Origin of the sequence: Proteiniphilum sp. UBA5384, from assembly GCF_002410825.1 — a bacterium.
Classification (GTDB): domain Bacteria; phylum Bacteroidota; class Bacteroidia; order Bacteroidales; family Dysgonomonadaceae; genus Proteiniphilum.
Genome location: NZ_DHOS01000060.1, coordinates 1 through 17,032, shown reverse-complemented (window position 1 = coordinate 17,032; position 17,032 = coordinate 1). Strand labels below are relative to the sequence as shown.

Here is a 17,032-nt window from a genome sequence, read left to right as displayed (position 1 = left end):
GAAAACGCTATATCTTTGGATTGTCGGTACCTGTTTCTCTGTTCCGGCAATCCAAATTTTATGTAAAATAATAGGTTTTTCGGTAGGGTTATCCTTTAGTGAATCGTATTATATATCAAAGGGAAATAAATTCACGCTATGGATAAACGCAACAGGGAATTTGACCTGCTTTTTCAGAAATATTATAGCGAATTGTGTATTTTTGCCTATCGTTATGTGACTTCGAAGGATGTGGCGGAAGACATTGTTCAAGAGTTATTTTGCCATTTTCTGGAATCAGGTACGGTTTTTCGCCATGAAGATGGGGAATCCTCGTTGCGTTCTTATCTATACACGTGCACGCGCAGCCGCGCCATCGACTATTTGCGCCATGCCGGCAACCGTCACGCCCGGCTCGAGGATCATGCACATAATATTGAATTGGAATCGTATGTAGAAAATATGCTGATAAACAGGACGGAAGAATATGATTATCGAGTACTATTATCCGAAATCAATACGGCGATATCTGCGCTTCCCGTAAAAACAAAACGTGTTTTCCTGATGAGCCGCGCGGAAGAGATGAGCAATAAGGAAATTGCCATTTCGCTGGGAGTGAGCATTAAAGCCATTGAAAAGCATATGACCAAGGCCATCTCCCACATCCGGGCGCATTTGCAGAAAAACTTATCCATTGGTTGACAGGTGACCTTTTAATCTTTCAAACATCCGACGGGAATTACTCTCACGCCATCCGGGCGTGTGTAAGCAATAGTGGCCGCCTGTGATTACCATTAGCAAATCCGGTTCCCGCAACTCTAATTGGTTAATACTGTGTGTAAAGGTATAGTATTCTGTTCATTTAAACAAAACAAATCAGAACTTTGTTCCGAAGAGATACGAGGAATTGACTTATTATTTTCATGCTTTTATGCATGTTTTTTTTAATAATCTAAATTCCCGGTAGGGTTGTTGTCCTGTTAATCGTATTATAGACATGAAAGCAACAATTGAAGAAATAATCATCCGGTATCTGGAGGAGGAAGCTACCCTTGCGGAGCAGGACGAATTGTTGTCATGGCTGCGGGAATCTAAGGAGCATGAGCAAATGTTCCTGGTCTATTACGACGTCTGGTCGTTGCCACGCCAGCTCGCTTTCGATCCTCAGGTTGCGTTGAAGAAGATTTATCCGCTGAAACGTCGTTCGCGCAAGCGCGTCATTTGGTGGACGACATCCATCGCCGCTTCGGTTGCCATCCTGTTTGGCGTGTGGTTCCTGATGGATAACCAACGTCCGGAAACAGCCGATATCCGGTATGTTGTGCAACAATATAATAGGGATATTCTACCCTCGGAAACCGAAGATATCCGGCTTATCCTTTCAGACGAAAAAGAAGTGGCGGTGAAGGATAAAACTGAAACCACCATCACCTACCTCGACAGTGACATTGAAATCGACGAAGAGCAATCCCTGTCGAAAACCGAGGTGGCTGAGTTCAACCAACTCATCACGCCTTACGGCAAGCGGGGGACATTGGTGCTGGAAGACGGCACAAAAATCTGGCTCAACGCCAATTCGCGCCTTGTATATCCCGCACATTTTACCGGAGACAGTCGAGAGGTGTTTGTGGAAGGAGAGATTTATCTGGAAGTATCGCCCGATAAAAACCGTCCGTTTATCGTGTGGACCGACCGGATGAACGTGGAGGTGCTTGGTACCAGCTTCGCCGTTTCGGCCTACAAGCAGGAGTCACATTCGCACGTCATCCTTGCGTCGGGTGCGGTGAACGTCTATTCCGAAGAACACAAAAGAAAAAAACAGGCATTGTCGCCCAACCAGATATATGAACTCTCCACAAATGGGGAGGCAAAAGTCGCCCAAGTTCCCGATGTGACCAAATATACTTCATGGATCAACGGCATTTACCAGTTCGAAAGTGAATCGCTCTCCTCTATCCTCCACCTGATGGAGCGTTTCTACGGCCGGCAAATTGAATTGTCGGACGAAGCCGGAGTGCTCACCTGTTCCGGAAAATTGAGACTGAACGATAATTTTAACCGCACACTGCAAGGACTTTCACAGACACTTCCCATCCATATTGAAATAAAAGACAACAAATATTATATCAGTAAAATAGCAGAATAATCACCTCCTCAAAAACAGTTTGCCTATGAGAATATGAAACACAAAACACAAAAAATCGGAAAGTATCTTGCCATACCTCCCGATTACGAGACGAAAAATTAACTATTCTTCTAATTAACTTTTAATCAATGCAAATGTATAAATTTTTTCATCAAAAAGAGCAGGATAGACTCTTAAAAAAACAAAGATTTTTTTCTATTGCAGGTTGTGTTGTGCTGTTTTTGCTTTTTGGCATCCAAGCCATTCGTGCGGATGTAGGGCAGGAAAACGATAAATTACTCACCCTTAATATAAAAAATAGTACTGTCCGTCAAGTGCTTACCGCCATAGAAGAGCAGAGTGACTACACATTTTTCTACTATGACAATGCGGTGGATGTCAACCGTAAAGTTTCCATCAACGTAGTCAATCAGCCGATTGAGGCAGTGCTGGATCAACTTTTCAAAGGTACAGACAGTCACTACACGATTACCGACAAGCAAGTTTATATTAAACGGGTGGGCGAAAAAGCGGAAAAGACTGCCACACCCAAAGGGCAACAGCGCACCTTGACGGGTGCTGTAATTGATGCGGTCACAAATGAACCGTTGATTGGCGTAGCTATTCGTGTACGAGGTTCTGATACGGGCGTTGTTACTGATATTGATGGAAACTACTCTATTCAGGTTACTGCAAATACAGAATTGGAATTTACCTACGTGGGGTACAAAAATCAGGTGTTAGCTGTGAGTGATCTAGCTGTGATAAACGTCAGTATGGAATCGGCTGATGAAATGTTAGGGGAACTGGTTGTTGTAGGAGCCGGAACACAACGAAAGATTTCTGTGACAGGTTCCATCAATACCGTTAAAGGAGCAGATCTGAAACTTCCATCCTCTTCCCTGACAAGTGGTTTGGCCGGAAAATTGGCCGGTGTAGTATCCATGATAAATAGTGGAGAACCGGGGGCGGTATCCGAATTTTATATTCGTGGTATCAGTACTTTCGGCGGACGCACCACTCCACTGATTTTATTGGATGGTGTAGAAATTTCCGCAGGCGATTTAGACCGTATTCCGGCTGAATCCATTGAGAGTTTTTCTATTTTGAAAGACGCTTCGGCAACCGCGATTTACGGTGCCCGTGGTGCCAATGGTGTGATGCTTGTCACGACAAAATCCGGTATGGAAAATGCAAGAGCTACCATCAATGTCTCCATAGAAAACTCTTTCGTTTCACCTGTAAATAAAGTAAAGTATGCCGACGGGGCAACATGGATGGAGACTTATAACGAAGCACTTTTAGCCCGTAACCCCAATGCTTCACCCATGTACAGCCAAGATAGAATTGATAATACCCGATCGGGCATCAATCCTTATGTTTATCCTAGTGTTGATTGGTATGACCTTGTGTTCAAAGATATGACGATGAACCAACGAGTAAATGTCAATATACAGGGAGGAGGCTCCAAAGTAACGTATTATATGTCTTTGCAGGCAAATCATGATACAGGTCTGTTGGATATTCCAAGTTCCAATTCATTTGATAACAATATTAATCGGTGGAATTATACTTTTCAGAATAATATATCTTATAAGGTAACTCCTATTACCAAATTAGATTTGCGGATGAATGCCCAAATCGGGAATAATAAAGGGCCTAATTATTCTATAAGTGATCTGTTTAACTATACGTATAATACCAACCCCATAACATTTCCTGCAACCTTTCCTGCTTTAGAGGGAGATACGCATATACGCTTTGGAAATGCTTATTTATCCAGTAGCCGGTTATACACAAATCCCTTGGCTTATATGTCGAGTTCGTTCAGGGAAACCAATTATAACACACTGAACGTCTCCATGTCGTTGGAACAAAAGTTGGATTTCATTACCGAAGGTTTGAAACTTACGGCTTTGGTTAATTTTAAAAACTGGTCGGAATCACTCTATTCCCGTTCCATGACACCCTGGTATTATAGGGTTTCCGATGACGGATGGTCGGCAAATGCTCCCGACAAGTTCTTCATAGAACAGATTGGCCCCAATGGATCCGACTATATATCCCAATCGGATCTTACGCGCAGTTCAGACCAAACTTTCTATCTGGATACACGGCTAGATTACAGCCGAAAAATCGATGATCACTCTTTTAGTGCCATGTTGATGTATATGCAACGGGAATTTAGATCGAATATATTACCCAATAGAAACCAGGGCTTTTCAGGACGCCTTACTTATGATTATCTGAACAAGTATTTGGCTGAATTTAATTTCGGATACAACGGAACCGAGCGCCTGTCAAAAGGCAATCGTTTTGAATTCTTTCCGGCAGTATCTGCGGGTTGGGTAGTCAGTGGTGAAGATTTTTGGGAGCCAATGAATGATTACGTCGATTTTCTGAAAATAAGGACTTCTTATGGTTTGGTGGGCAGTGATGAAACGGGTTTGGATGCTGGAGCCGCGCATTTCTTATATCAAAACGAGGTGGCCATGAATAGCGGCTTTGGGTTTACCACGGGAGCTGCAGGAGAATATGGGCTTTGGGGACCAAACATTACACGTCTTGCTGTTGAAAATGCTCACTGGGAAAGGGTGAAGAAATTTAATATCGGATTAGACATTAGGATGTTTCAACAATTAAATCTGGCTGTTGAGTTTTTCCATGACCGTCGCGACCGGATATTGATGCAAAGAGCATCCTTCCCTGCCATTATGGGATATGTAGACAGCACACCCTGGAGTAATATCGGAAAAGTGGATAATAAAGGTATCGAAGTGAGCCTGAACTGGAGCAAACAACTCTTTAATGATTTCACGTTGGCAGCTACCGGAAATTTCACCTATGCGGCAAACAAATTTGTCTATAAAGATGAACCGGATTATCCTTACTCGTGGCAAATGGATACCGGCAAGCCTTTGAACCGCATGACAGGGTATATAGCTGAAGGTCTGTTTAAAGACCAGGCTGAAATTGATGCTTGGCCGGATATGAGTAGTTTTGGTAATGCGATTATGCCGGGTGATATAAAATATCGTGATATCGATGGAGATGGACGTATCACACAAGAGGATATGGTGATGCTATCTCCTTACGGGAATATTCCGCGCATTCAATATGGCTTCGGGGTGAATATGGTGTATAAGAAGTTTGACGTGGGTCTGTTTTTTAATGGATCCGCACAACGTAATATTATGATTAATAACATAGTTCCGTTTAATGCCGATGATTTTAACGGGGAACAGAATTTAATGAAATGGATTGCAGATGATTATTGGTCAGAATCAAATCCCAACGCCAATGCAATTTTTCCACGTTTGGGCATCACCAAGGCGCAAACATCAAGCAACACGGTGGAAAGTAGTTTTTGGATGCGAAGTGCCAATTTCTTGCGATTCAAGACTTTTGAATTGGGTTACAGATTTCCTTATTGCCGGGTATATGTAAATGGCGATAATTTGGCGGTTTGGAGCCCGTTTAAGCTTTGGGATCCAGAACTTTGGCATAACAGTTATCCTTTATCCCGCACTTTTAATATCGGTGCGCAATTTACTTTTTAACTAAACAAATAGATTATGAAACGAGTATACATTGGAAAGATTAAATTGATATGTATCGCAATGGTATTAAGCTTGTCAGGTTGTGATTATTTGGATGTAATCCCTCCCGAAACGGCTGACATTGACGATACGATGACTGATCCGGATGCTACCCTGCGGTTTTTATATACCTGTTACGGACGAATTCAATACGGTAATATTGATCCTATCTTTTATGGCAATATAGATGGCGCCGGTGATGATTTTGTGTTGCCGACTCTGTGGGGTAGCTGGTCTTCGTATGCACAGTGGGGACAAGTTACGGCCTATCAGGCAAATGAATGGGGGGATGGTTATCATTGGAAAAAACTCTATGACGGTATTGGGTTATGCAATCAATTTATGCAACTGCTCGATGAGCTGAACCCACCTATCACGCAGGATACAAAAGATCTTTACAAAGCTGAGGCAACTTTTGTGAAAGCATATTATCATATGCGTGCCTTACAATTATACGGTCCGATTCCGTTGATGGATGAATTGATGTCCCAAAATACGCCGACCGACCAGATTCCGGGACGTTCTCATTTCGATTATTGCGTGGACTATATTGTCAGTTTATTCGATAAAGCGGCAGAAACATTACCCGCCACTTGGAACTCTCAATATTTTGGTAGGGGTACTTCGGTTATAGCCAAGGCACTTAAATCCCGTTTATTGTTGTACGCAGCTTCACCTTTATGGAACAGTGATTCTTCGCCTTTTGCTAATTGGGAGAATAAAAATTTTGAAACGCCCGGTTATGGAAAGAAATTGGTGAATGCGACTTATGATGCCGCTAAGTGGGAGCGTGCGCTCATTGCGTCGGAAGATGCTTTGAATGCTGCTTTGGACGCAGGTTTTCGTCTATTTACAATTGATGACTCTGAAACTATTCGAAGACAACAAAGTATTAATCTTCCTAAGGTGCCGGGAGTAGATGGGGATACACCTGAAGGTAAGGGATTTTTGCAACGTGTAATGATGCTTCGATATATGATTACCGCCAGAATAACAGAAGGAAATAAAGAAAATATCTGGGGGGTGATGGCGGCTCAGGAAGCTAAGAACGGGGCTATTCCGCATTATGTGCATACCGATGATAACGGGAATAAAGTAGGATACTGGGGAGGCGTTTCTCCTACATTGTATACAGTTAAGAACTTCTACACCAAAAATGGCAAAATACCGGCTGATGATGTAAATTTTCCGGATGCTTCGGAATGGTTTAAATCGGCAAATATACCCGGAAATAGCGATGTAATAAACCTTCATAAAGACCGGGAAGCCCGTTTTTATGCATGGCTTTCTTTTGATGGAGATGAATATTCCTCTAATATGGTGAATTACGGTCCATTGATGATTCATGCCCGCGACCCTCAACAACAAGGCTACAATCCGTCCCTATGGGGAAATCGAAACTATTCGGTAACCGGCTATTTGACAAAAAAATATGTACAACCCAATCTTGTCTATTTGAACAGTGGAAGCCAGAATTTCGATAATGTAAAATACCCTGTAGCATTGGTCCGAATGGCTGAACTATACTTGAATCTTGCCGAGTGTCAAGCACAGGTGGGGGGACAATACATTGCCGATGCGCTGGAGAATTTGAATATTATTCGTGAAAGGGCGGGAATCCCTGAGCTTACGCAAGACGATATTGCGTTGTCAGGTAAAACGCTCATTGACCAGATTTTGAACGAACGCTTTATTGAATTTTTTGAAGAAGGACAGCGATACTATGATATCCGGCGTTATTTATTAGGTCCGGAACGCTTAAACAGTTCCAATTTTGAAGGGTTAAATGCTGAGATAGTTGGGCCTACATTCGAGCAGTTTAATAGACGTATTCCGATCAATCAACCTTTCACGTGGAACGACCGGATGTATGTTCTTCCCGTGCCTACCAAAGATGTGTATAGTAATCCTCAAATGGTTCAGGCTCCCGGCTATTAACCTAAAAATAATTGAAAGATGAAAAAAACAATACCCGCAATATTATTATTCGCGATAATAGGAATATTATTATTTGCTTGCAACGACGACTATGGCAAAAATATCTTTCCGGATAAATATCTCAAGATTCTTTCATTGAAAGAGAGTGGTTTTATTGATTTGAAAATGAATACAACACAAGATAAAGTAATAGATTCTATCCTTGTATTCAAAGGGGGGGGATACCCTAATTCGGTTTCCAATATGAAACTAAAAGTATTGACAAGGGAAGAAGCTGCTGCTTTTGGAGGATATGACGCTGATAATGTGCAAATAATACCGTCGGACGCTTACGAAATGATAGCAGACGAGAATGTCGAAATTGAACCGGAGGGAAGATACAAGTATATTCCTGTTACGTTCCAACCCCTCAAGATATACAATGCCATGAAAGAGTATGGCGATGATGTCGTTTGGTTGTTGCCCATAATGCTCGAAAGTGCCACCGATACTGTCAATTTAGCCAAGAACAAGATTTTATATCGTTTTGAAGTCCGAAGTCCTTTGGTCGATTGGACGATAGAGGACGTATCGAATGTCGAAATCACCTATCTTTCTTTGGATCTTCCAATTTCTGTAAAAATCGCCAATAGTGAATCAAACGTGCAAGATTTTATATGCGAATTGGATGTCTCCCAAAATGAGCAATTGCTGGAGGCCTATAACCTTCAAAATGGTACTGCTTATAACCTGCTACCAGCAGAATCATACCAGTTTGATCATTTTAGTTTCAACGCCGGAGAAATGATGGCAACCTCAAATCTCACACTCACTCGAAGCGGACTGCAAAGTGATCATGAGTATTTGTTACCGATGAAGTTGGGGGCATTGTCGACCGAAACATTTGATAAAACTGATGACGTTAAATATTTGCTGGTTTCCAATCCAAAATATTCTATAAAAGAGATGGACAAAAATAATTGGAAAATCGTGTTCACTAATGCTAATAGAGATGCGCCCAGGTTAATTGATGGCAATCTTGAAACGGCATGGATGATTCCATGGTGGATTGATGTAGCATATACAGATGATTATGACTACGGTTTCAAGGAATATCATGCTTTCACAAAAAGAAGGGATATGCCGAATGCTGCTGTCGTAATAGATTTGGGACGAGAAATCTCTTTCGCTGGAATGGGGATCGGACAGGGTACGTTAGATATGGGTGACCGGGATATGAAAGATTGTGAAATCTACTTGGCCGAGACGTTTACATTCGTTCCAGACGGAGACATGGCTAACTACAATAATGTGGAAAAAGGCAATACCTGGAAATTTGCGATCAACTGCACAAATATTCCGAATATTGGCGGTGGCCCTTATTGGTATGAATTATCTACTTCCGAGATTGATTCCGGTATCATTAAAGGACGGTACGTGAAAATACGTCCCACCGGAAGTCACCGGAACGACCCTAAGCTTTGCAGTTTCAGCGAAGTGTATGCAAAAGAAATAGTTGCCATAGATGGTGTTGTGCTCAAATAGCGATATTTAATTTAAGAATAACAATAAAAAGAATTATGAAAATAAGACTGTTTTATATCATTCTCTCGGCGTTTTTGTCGTTACCCCTTGTAGCTTGTAGCGATTCAGATTCGGATAAAACTTATCAAATGCACGATATTACGGAATATAACATCAATACCTCCGATATGGGTGTGCGCGATCCTTTTATCATTGTTGACCGCGAAAATGAGTGCTATTATTTGATCCGTTCGGCATGGACCGACGGCAGAGGAGCTTTATACGCTTATAAGAGCCTTAACCTGAAGAAATGGAAAGATGTTGGATATGTTTTTCAGGCAGAACCGGATTATTTGGGTACCAAAGATTATTGGGCACCTGATTATTACGAGTATAAAGGAAATTGGTATTGTTTTATCACAGTCGGAGGGGAAGACATTATACGAGGAACGACTATTCTAAAGGGAGGCTCTCATCCGTTGGATACATACAAACCGATATTACCCAACGATCAGCTAAATATAACGCCGATCGAAATGATGTCACTTGACGGTTCGCTCTATGTGGATGAGCAAGGTGTACCCTATATGTTGTTTTGCCGTGAATGGTTGCAAGTGCAAGACGGAGAAATGTGGGCCATGCGACTGAAAGATGATTTGTCGGGTGCAGCCGATGAGCCGTTTCTTTTATTTTCAGCATCACAGGCTCCGTGGACAATTAGCGGAGATGGTTTCAATTATGTTACCGATGCCCCCTTTATTTGGAAAGACGAGGAAAGTGGTAATCTGATTATGATATGGTCCAGCGGTTCTACCGGAGGTTACGCAATTGGACAATCCATCTCTAAAAATGGAAAGCTGGAAGGACCATGGGAGCATGATCCGCTGCCGATCTTTTCAAGCGATGGCGGACACGCGATGATTTTTTATGACTTGGAGGATAACTTGAAGATGGCATACCATGCGCCTAATAGTGGCGCCGAAAGAGTGCAGATTTCCGATGTATCCATTAAGAACGGGAAATTCGAGCGTTTTGATCCCTTTGAATATAACCCCGTATTCAATATCAGTTCAAAACCGTTTGAGGTTGTCTATCAGAATATACCGGCCGTTGATGCCGATTGGACACAACCTGTGTCTTCTATGTTTGACGGGGATGTGAACACAGGTTGGACAAGTCTCTTTTGGGAACCTACTGAAGGGACAGATTGGAGTAACAACACTTATGTCTATCCTGCTGATGCCATTTATCCACCTTATGTCATCGTAATCGATATGAAAAGGAAGTATGCGATTGAACAGGTGAATACGATGGTCAGAACGAGCAACGACCTATGGGACGATAAGATCAGGGATTTGGAATATTGGGTTTCCAATTCGGATTTACCCGAGAATCCGGAAGAATCTGATTTCAATGATACAGCCGGATGGGTTAAAATAGGAACGGCCAATTTTCCTGTTTCTTATAGGGGGTATCGAACAACTGATATCACTGAGGAGAACGGTGGGCGTTATTTGAAAATCGTTGTCACAGACCTACATTTTCCCGGCAACAATGAAGGCGCGCCTAACCATTTAATGGGACTTGTGGGATTTAAAGAATTAAATGTGAGGGGGCATGCTGTTAATTGATACATTTTATTCATCCACCGAAACAATAAAAGTTAATTAAAATAATTATCCAAATCTGTTTGGATTTCAGATAGAAAAAATGAAGAAAAGACTATTATTTGTAACTATATTAGTGTTATCTACTTGTAATATTTTTGCCCAATGGAAGCCTGTAGGCGATAAACTAAAAACCAAATGGGCATCTGAGATTGATGTCAACAACGTACTGCCCGAGTACCCCCGCCCTATTATGGAACGTACGGAGTGGGCTAACTTGAATGGACTTTGGGAATATGCAATTACCGAGGTGGGCAAAGCACAACCCAATTCATTTGACGGGCAGATTCTTGTTCCCTTCGCGGTAGAATCCAGTCTATCAGGAGTTCAAAAAGAGCTGGGTAAAGATAAAGAACTATGGTACAGACGCACTTTCAAGGTGCCGGGGAACTGGAAAGATAAATCTATCCTGCTCCATTTTGGCGCCGTGGATTGGAAGACCGAGGTGTTCCTGAACGGAGTGATGATCGGTTCACATCTGGGTGGATATACGCCGTTCAGTTTCGACATCAGCCCCTATCTGACATCCGGCGAGCAGACTTTGATCGTAAAAGTGTGGGATCCGACAGACGATGGATACCAAGCCATCGGAAAACAAAAGAATGCCCCTGAAGGGATTTGGTACACACCGGTTTCGGGTATTTGGCAGACGGTGTGGATAGAGCCTGTGGCAGCCAAGTCTATTTCCAGTGTAACCACAATACCGAATATAGGCGCCGGATCGTTGGCGGTAGCTGTGGACACACGCGGCACCGAAGCGGGCGATATCGTGGAGGTGATCGTCAAAGATGGTGCTACAGTGGTTTCTACCGCGAAATTTGCAGCCGACCAATCGGCAACAGTGGCCATTCTCGACGCGAAACTCTGGTCGCCGGATTCGCCTTTTCTTTACGATCTGGAACTGAATCTCTACTCGAAAGGGAAATTACAAGACAATGTGAAAAGTTATGCAGCTATGCGTAAAATATCTATGGGAAGAGATGCCAATGGAATCATGCGTATGCAGCTGAATAACAAAGACTATTTCCAAATGGGACCATTGGATCAAGGTTGCTGGCCTGATGGATTATATACAGCACCTACCGATGAAGCGTTGTTGTTTGACATAAAAAAGACCAAAGATCTGGGTTTCAATATGATTCGCAAGCACGTGAAAGTGGAGCCGGCGCGTTGGTATACGCACTGCGACAGGGAGGGTATTCTTGTTTGGCAAGATATGCCTAACGGTAATGGACATCAAAATTCACAATGGCAGATGAATAACTATTTTGATGGTCAAGAAATGATACGCTCAGTTGAGTCGGAGGCTGATTATCGCAGAGAGTGGAAAGATATTATGGATTACTTGAAACCCTATCCGTCAATTGTTGTTTGGGTTCCGTTCAATGAAGCTTGGGGACAATTCAAAACGGCAGAAATAGCAGAATGGACAAAAGCCTATGACCCTTCCAGATTAGTGAATCCGGCCAGCGGTGGTAACCATTACACTACAGGAGACATGCTCGACGTGCATCATTATCCTCATCCTAAAATGACCCTTAGAGACGATTCACGTGTAACAGTATTGGGAGAGTATGGCGGTATCGGTCTTCCACTGGAAGGTCATTTATGGCAACGGGATAAAAACTGGGGATATATTCAGTTTAAGAATGCCAAGGAGGTGACAGATGAATACGTGAAATACGGAGAACAGTTAATCAATTTGATCGCTGCCGGATTCTCTGCTGCTGTTTACACGCAAACAACAGATGTAGAGGGAGAAGTAAACGGGTTGATTACTTACGACAGAAAGGTATTGAAAGTGGAAGAAAACCGTTTGAAACAAATTAATCAGAAGATTATTGATAGTCTCAAATAAATTGAAATAGAGGGCAATGGTGAATGCCATTCGCACCGCGCATTATACCGACTCTTGTTTTTACAAAGAAACGACAAACAACTTGTTTGTAGGACTTTTTTAGTCGTAAATACAACGCTGCAATTATGAGTACGAGGGCAAACTTTGATTTGTCCTCGTACTTCTTTCAATTTAGGATACGCTTTTCATAGATGTATAACTTCATCAGTATCTCCAGATTTGGCATACATGTAGGAATTGATCTTTCCCTTTTACGTCAATACAAAAGTGGAACATCAGCGAGGCTCAAATGAGGAAAATAGAAACCGCGCTGCATAAAGTGGGTTCTGAATTGTCGGGTGTGTAATTGGTGTGACCGGACAACTGTCACTTATCTCTTATAAACTTCCAGGCGGGTATAATATCAATTTCTATCCCATCTTGGATTATAGTGTCTTCACTGTCATAAGTCACAATGATATTGCGTCGGCATGACAAATGTTTTTGTACTTTTATCAATGCCCTTATTTCACGCGCATACGTATCGCCGGAATGATTCATCGAATAACAAACCTGAATGGCTGTTTCCGCATCCGTAATATAGAAATCAACTTCGACGCCATGCTTATAGTAGAATACCATATCTTTTGTTCCGTAATGGCGTAAAAGTTCGATTGCCACGAGATTCTCCAACAAAGAAGTGCGTACATCCAACGCCAGTAATGAGATGATGCCGTTATCAATAAAGTAATATTTAGGGCTGGTTATTTTTTCCACCAAATTATCAGCGATATTACTTATAGGTAAAATCAAAAACGCTTCCCTCACGTAATCCAGATAGTTGATCACTGTCCCCTTTGCAACTTTTGTGCCTGTCGACGTGACAATGTTTGTAGCTCTTGTAAAGGAATATTCTTTCTTTGATGATTTCTAAGGTTGCCATGTTATTTTGTTCAACAAATTGAACAAATATACACATATTCTGTCCAATAAACAAAATAAAAGAGGAATTTTATCCCGGAAGAATACAGGGTATTGGCTTTGTCTTTTATCTCTGATAGCTGTGGCAACCACCAGGCAGATACATTTGCCATCAAGACAGTTGGGATGATTGAGGAGATGTACAATTGGAGTGACCAGCTCATAGCTATTTCGCATATCGGCAAATGGTAACAGATTGTTTTCACCTATGTGGAATTTATCTTTTCAAAGAGAAGGAGGTATTATTGGTGATTTTTTTGCTGAGGAGTATGTAAAATTGATTGATTTAGGTTATATTTGTGATAATACTAGTTTAATGAATATGGGAAACAAAGAAAATAGATGCTCGTATAGAAGCCGGTTTGAGTTCCATAGTACGATTAACAATCAGGTACCCATAATTTTATAAATTCTAATAAAGAATGAACATATCAAGAAGAAACTTTATCGGTCGTTCCGCGGCAGCGGTCGCTACAGGCATTGTTGCGCCGTCGCTTTTGAACGGACAAAAAATATTTGCAAGCCCGGCTGCTGCCAACGATAAAATTGGCGTAGCGCTCATCGGCTGCCGGGGTATGGGATGGTCGGACCTGTCCGATTTTTTGATTCATCCCGAAATTGAATGCCTGGCTCTCTGTGATATCGATGAAAATGTGTTGAACAGCAGGCTTGCTGAGGTGGAGAAATGGAAAAATAAAAAGCCGGCCGCTTATGGCGACTACCGTAAAATGCTAGAACGGAATGACATCGATGCCGTCATTATTGGAACACCCGATCATTGGCATTGCCTGCAAATGGTGGATGCTTGCAGCGCGGGAAAAGATGTCTATGTTGAAAAACCAATCGCAAATTCAATTGCCGAATGCGATGCGATGGTGGCTGCGGCAGAAAAATACAACCGGGTGGTGCAGGTGGGGCAGCAACAACGTAGCGGCGACCATTGGCATGAGATGAAAAAATATATCAACAGTGGAAAATTGGGTAAGATTGCCCAAGTGGATGTGTGGGCTAATTTTAATTATGCCAATATTTTGCATGCAGTTCCCGATAGTTCCGCCCCGGCAGGAGTCGATTTTGACAGGTGGTTGGGCCCTGCTCCCTTGCGTACATTCAATGAGAAACGGTTTCATGGCTTATGGCGCATGTTCTGGGATTATGGAGGAGGCTTGATGACCGACTGGGGTGTGCATCTTTTGGATATGGCATTGTGGGGAATGAATGTGGACGGAATGCCTAACCGAGTTTTTGCCTCCGGTGGCAATTTCGCTTATCCCGACAATATTGCCGAAACGTTCGGAGACCTTTCAGTTATTTATGAGTTTGATGATTTTACCATTCAATGGAACAATCTCGCGGGAACCGAAACCGGCCCTTACGGACGGAATTATGGGCTTGCTTTCAAAGGAACAAACGGAACGTTGGTCGCCAACCGCGAAGGGTGGGAAGTCCTTCCTGATCAGAATAAGATTGAATCGGTATCGGTGCAGCCTGATTATGAAGATCATAAAAAACATGTGGCTCAATTTATCCGCTGCATGAAGGATCGAGATATGCATACTGCGTGCCCTATTGAGAACGGTAGTCTTTGTGCGAAATACGCCCATCTTGGTAATATATCGGCACGGATTAAATCGGAATTGGTATATGACGATGGAAAGAAAAAATTCAACAATTCGTCCGCCAATAAATTCATCCGTCCAACTTACCGTAAGCCATGGATATTTCCGACTTTGTAAAATGAATTTTTAAACTATTATATCAAAATGAAACAAGTAAACATCTCAATCTTATTAGGACTTGCGCTTCCGTTCGTGGCTGTGGCGCAAGAAAAACAGTATCCCGAACGGGCACCCATGACACCGGAAATGAGCGAATATTGGCAACCGCAACCGCCGGTGGTCACACCCGGAAAAACAAGTGAACAACCTGTACCCGCACCTTCCGACGCTATTATTCTTTTCGACGGGAAAGATCTTTCGCAGTGGGAAAACAACCAGGGTCAGGCAGCTGGATGGACAGTTGCCAATGGGGCTTTCACCGTAAAAAAAGGAACCGGTGATATCCGTACGAAGCAGAAATTTAATGATTTCCAGTTGCATATAGAATGGCGTATCCCAGAAGGGATAGAGGGTAAAAGCCAAGGAAGAGGCAATAGCGGTGTGTTTTTACAGGGAATATATGAGATTCAGGTACTCGATTGCTACGAGAATGAAACTTATGTAAACGGCCAAACCGGAAGTGTGTATAAACAGACGCCACCATTGGTGAATGCCATGCGAAAACCGGGTGAATGGAATTCGTATGACATTATTTACACGGCTCCTACATTCAAAAAAGAAGGAAGTTATCGTACACCTCCGCGGGTAACTGTGTTGCAAAATGGTGTGCTGCTGCAAAATAACACCACCATATTGGGTACCACCGAATATATCGGTTTCCCACAAGTGAGAGAACATGGCGCGGGCCCCATCTCCTTGCAGGATCATGGCGATCCAGTCAGTTTCCGAAATATTTGGATAAGAGAGTTGTAAGGAACATGCCGATCTTTGAGCACCTGAAACCAATTATATAAGGAATGGGTGCGTGAGATGTGCTACCTCTCAAAACAACCCGCCCCCACCCGGTTAGTAGAGGACCACTCCCCCGATAAATACGACCATGTGGAGAGCGACCTGAACACTTGGCACCGCTACCTTCCGGGAATATCGAAAGGAAAAAGGAGTTCTTTACGACGGCGTAGTATGGTTTGAAATGATCTTATTGACAAGAATATTTCCTTCGTAATCTTTGTCGTAAATAATGTACCATAACGTATAATTGTTACGACGATAACGGTGCACGTATTCTCCGAAATGTTTATGTTCACGGTATTGGGCAAGAAAATGATATTTTTTATTCTCTATTTCATAGCATTGGGCAAGAATGTCATCGATATAACGCTCCACAAAATGAAAAGAAAGTTCGAATTTCTCCCAATGAAGCATACCCGTGAAAATAAGATTCAAGTCGGTATAAACTTGTTCATGAATATAGACCATGTTCTTTCAAGAGAGCCTTTGCCCTTTTCTTTGCTTCCACCCTGAACTCTTCCGCCGATACATAATTCGCAGGAATCACAGGTGAAGATTTGAGTTGAGTAATATATTCCTGTTGCGACTCGTTTAGTGTCGCAGCCTCGAATGTTACCACATCGGGGAAGGTCTTGAGGTAATCTATGATCTGTTGGCCTTCAGGCGTGCCGGCATCTATTTGTACGTTGATCTTCATTAATAAATATCCTTTCAAATACAAATATACATCATTTACAGTTAAATACGAAAGAAAAGTGGATCTTTAACAACTTCTTCAATAACTACTCAGGTCTATTCAGACCTCTATGTCTTTCCATTTAAAATCCAAATAA

General features: G+C 42.3%; 13 protein-coding genes. 10 read left to right on the top strand and 3 right to left on the bottom strand.

Annotated elements, in window-relative coordinates; genetic code table 11:
• Nucleotides 1–138 precede the first annotated feature (138 nt).
• From B4G81_RS11205 to B4G81_RS11175, 7 genes are all read left to right on the top strand, one after another.
• Nucleotides 139–681, top strand: a complete 543-nt coding sequence (locus B4G81_RS11205; protein WP_294082530.1) for an RNA polymerase sigma-70 factor — start codon at nucleotides 139–141, stop codon at nucleotides 679–681.
• Between the two features lie 295 nt (nucleotides 682–976).
• A complete protein-coding gene (locus tag B4G81_RS11200; RefSeq protein WP_294082528.1) occupies nucleotides 977–2,125 on the top strand; it encodes a FecR family protein in 1,149 nt (382 codons plus the stop codon).
• Between the two features lie 134 nt (nucleotides 2,126–2,259).
• Nucleotides 2,260–5,664 (top strand): TonB-dependent receptor, encoded by a 3,405-nt coding sequence (locus B4G81_RS11195; RefSeq protein WP_414703193.1) that lies wholly within the window; start codon nucleotides 2,260–2,262, stop codon nucleotides 5,662–5,664.
• A gap of 15 nt (nucleotides 5,665–5,679) precedes the next feature.
• Nucleotides 5,680–7,641, top strand: a complete 1,962-nt coding sequence (locus B4G81_RS11190; protein ID WP_294082523.1) for a RagB/SusD family nutrient uptake outer membrane protein — start codon at nucleotides 5,680–5,682, stop codon at nucleotides 7,639–7,641.
• An 18-nt stretch (nucleotides 7,642–7,659) separates the two neighbouring features.
• Entirely contained in the window at nucleotides 7,660–9,165 is a 1,506-nt protein-coding gene (locus B4G81_RS11185) for a DUF1735 domain-containing protein (protein ID WP_294082521.1), read from the top strand.
• A gap of 35 nt (nucleotides 9,166–9,200) precedes the next feature.
• Nucleotides 9,201–10,775: a glycoside hydrolase family 43 protein gene (locus B4G81_RS11180; protein ID WP_294082519.1), complete on the top strand. Its 1,575-nt coding sequence runs from the start codon at nucleotides 9,201–9,203 to the stop codon at nucleotides 10,773–10,775.
• A 79-nt stretch (nucleotides 10,776–10,854) separates the two neighbouring features.
• A complete protein-coding gene (locus B4G81_RS11175; protein ID WP_294082517.1) occupies nucleotides 10,855–12,669 on the top strand; it encodes a glycoside hydrolase family 2 protein in 1,815 nt (604 codons plus the stop codon).
• A 366-nt stretch (nucleotides 12,670–13,035) separates the two neighbouring features.
• Here the strand turns inward: B4G81_RS11175 and B4G81_RS11170 are convergent, their stop codons facing one another.
• A complete protein-coding gene (locus tag B4G81_RS11170; protein WP_414703194.1) occupies nucleotides 13,036–13,536 on the bottom strand; it encodes a DUF4143 domain-containing protein in 501 nt (166 codons plus the stop codon).
• A 515-nt stretch (nucleotides 13,537–14,051) separates the two neighbouring features.
• Between B4G81_RS11170 and B4G81_RS11165 the strand changes: the two genes are divergently transcribed.
• Genes B4G81_RS11165 through B4G81_RS11155 form a run of 3 tightly spaced genes read left to right on the top strand, consistent with a single transcriptional unit; the run spans nucleotide 14,052 to nucleotide 16,379 of the window.
• Nucleotides 14,052–15,365, top strand: coding sequence for a Gfo/Idh/MocA family protein (locus tag B4G81_RS11165; RefSeq protein ID WP_294082513.1), 1,314 nt, complete (start codon nucleotides 14,052–14,054; stop codon nucleotides 15,363–15,365).
• Between the two features lie 27 nt (nucleotides 15,366–15,392).
• Nucleotides 15,393–16,160 (top strand): 3-keto-disaccharide hydrolase, encoded by a 768-nt coding sequence (locus B4G81_RS11160; protein WP_294082511.1) that lies wholly within the window; start codon nucleotides 15,393–15,395, stop codon nucleotides 16,158–16,160.
• Between the two features lie 57 nt (nucleotides 16,161–16,217).
• Nucleotides 16,218–16,379, top strand: coding sequence for a hypothetical protein (locus B4G81_RS11155; protein ID WP_294082507.1), 162 nt, complete (start codon nucleotides 16,218–16,220; stop codon nucleotides 16,377–16,379).
• Here the strand turns inward: B4G81_RS11155 and B4G81_RS11150 are convergent.
• Nucleotides 16,356–16,667 carry a hypothetical protein gene (locus B4G81_RS11150; RefSeq protein ID WP_294082505.1) on the bottom strand — a complete coding sequence of 104 codons (312 nt, stop codon included), beginning with the start codon at nucleotides 16,665–16,667 and terminating at the stop codon, nucleotides 16,356–16,358. The genes B4G81_RS11155 and B4G81_RS11150 overlap by 24 nt on opposite strands.
• Nucleotides 16,651–16,896, bottom strand: a complete 246-nt coding sequence (locus B4G81_RS11145; RefSeq protein WP_294082503.1) for a hypothetical protein — start codon at nucleotides 16,894–16,896, stop codon at nucleotides 16,651–16,653. Before B4G81_RS11145 ends, B4G81_RS11150 begins: the two co-directional genes overlap by 17 nt.
• Nucleotides 16,897–17,032 lie beyond the last annotated feature (136 nt).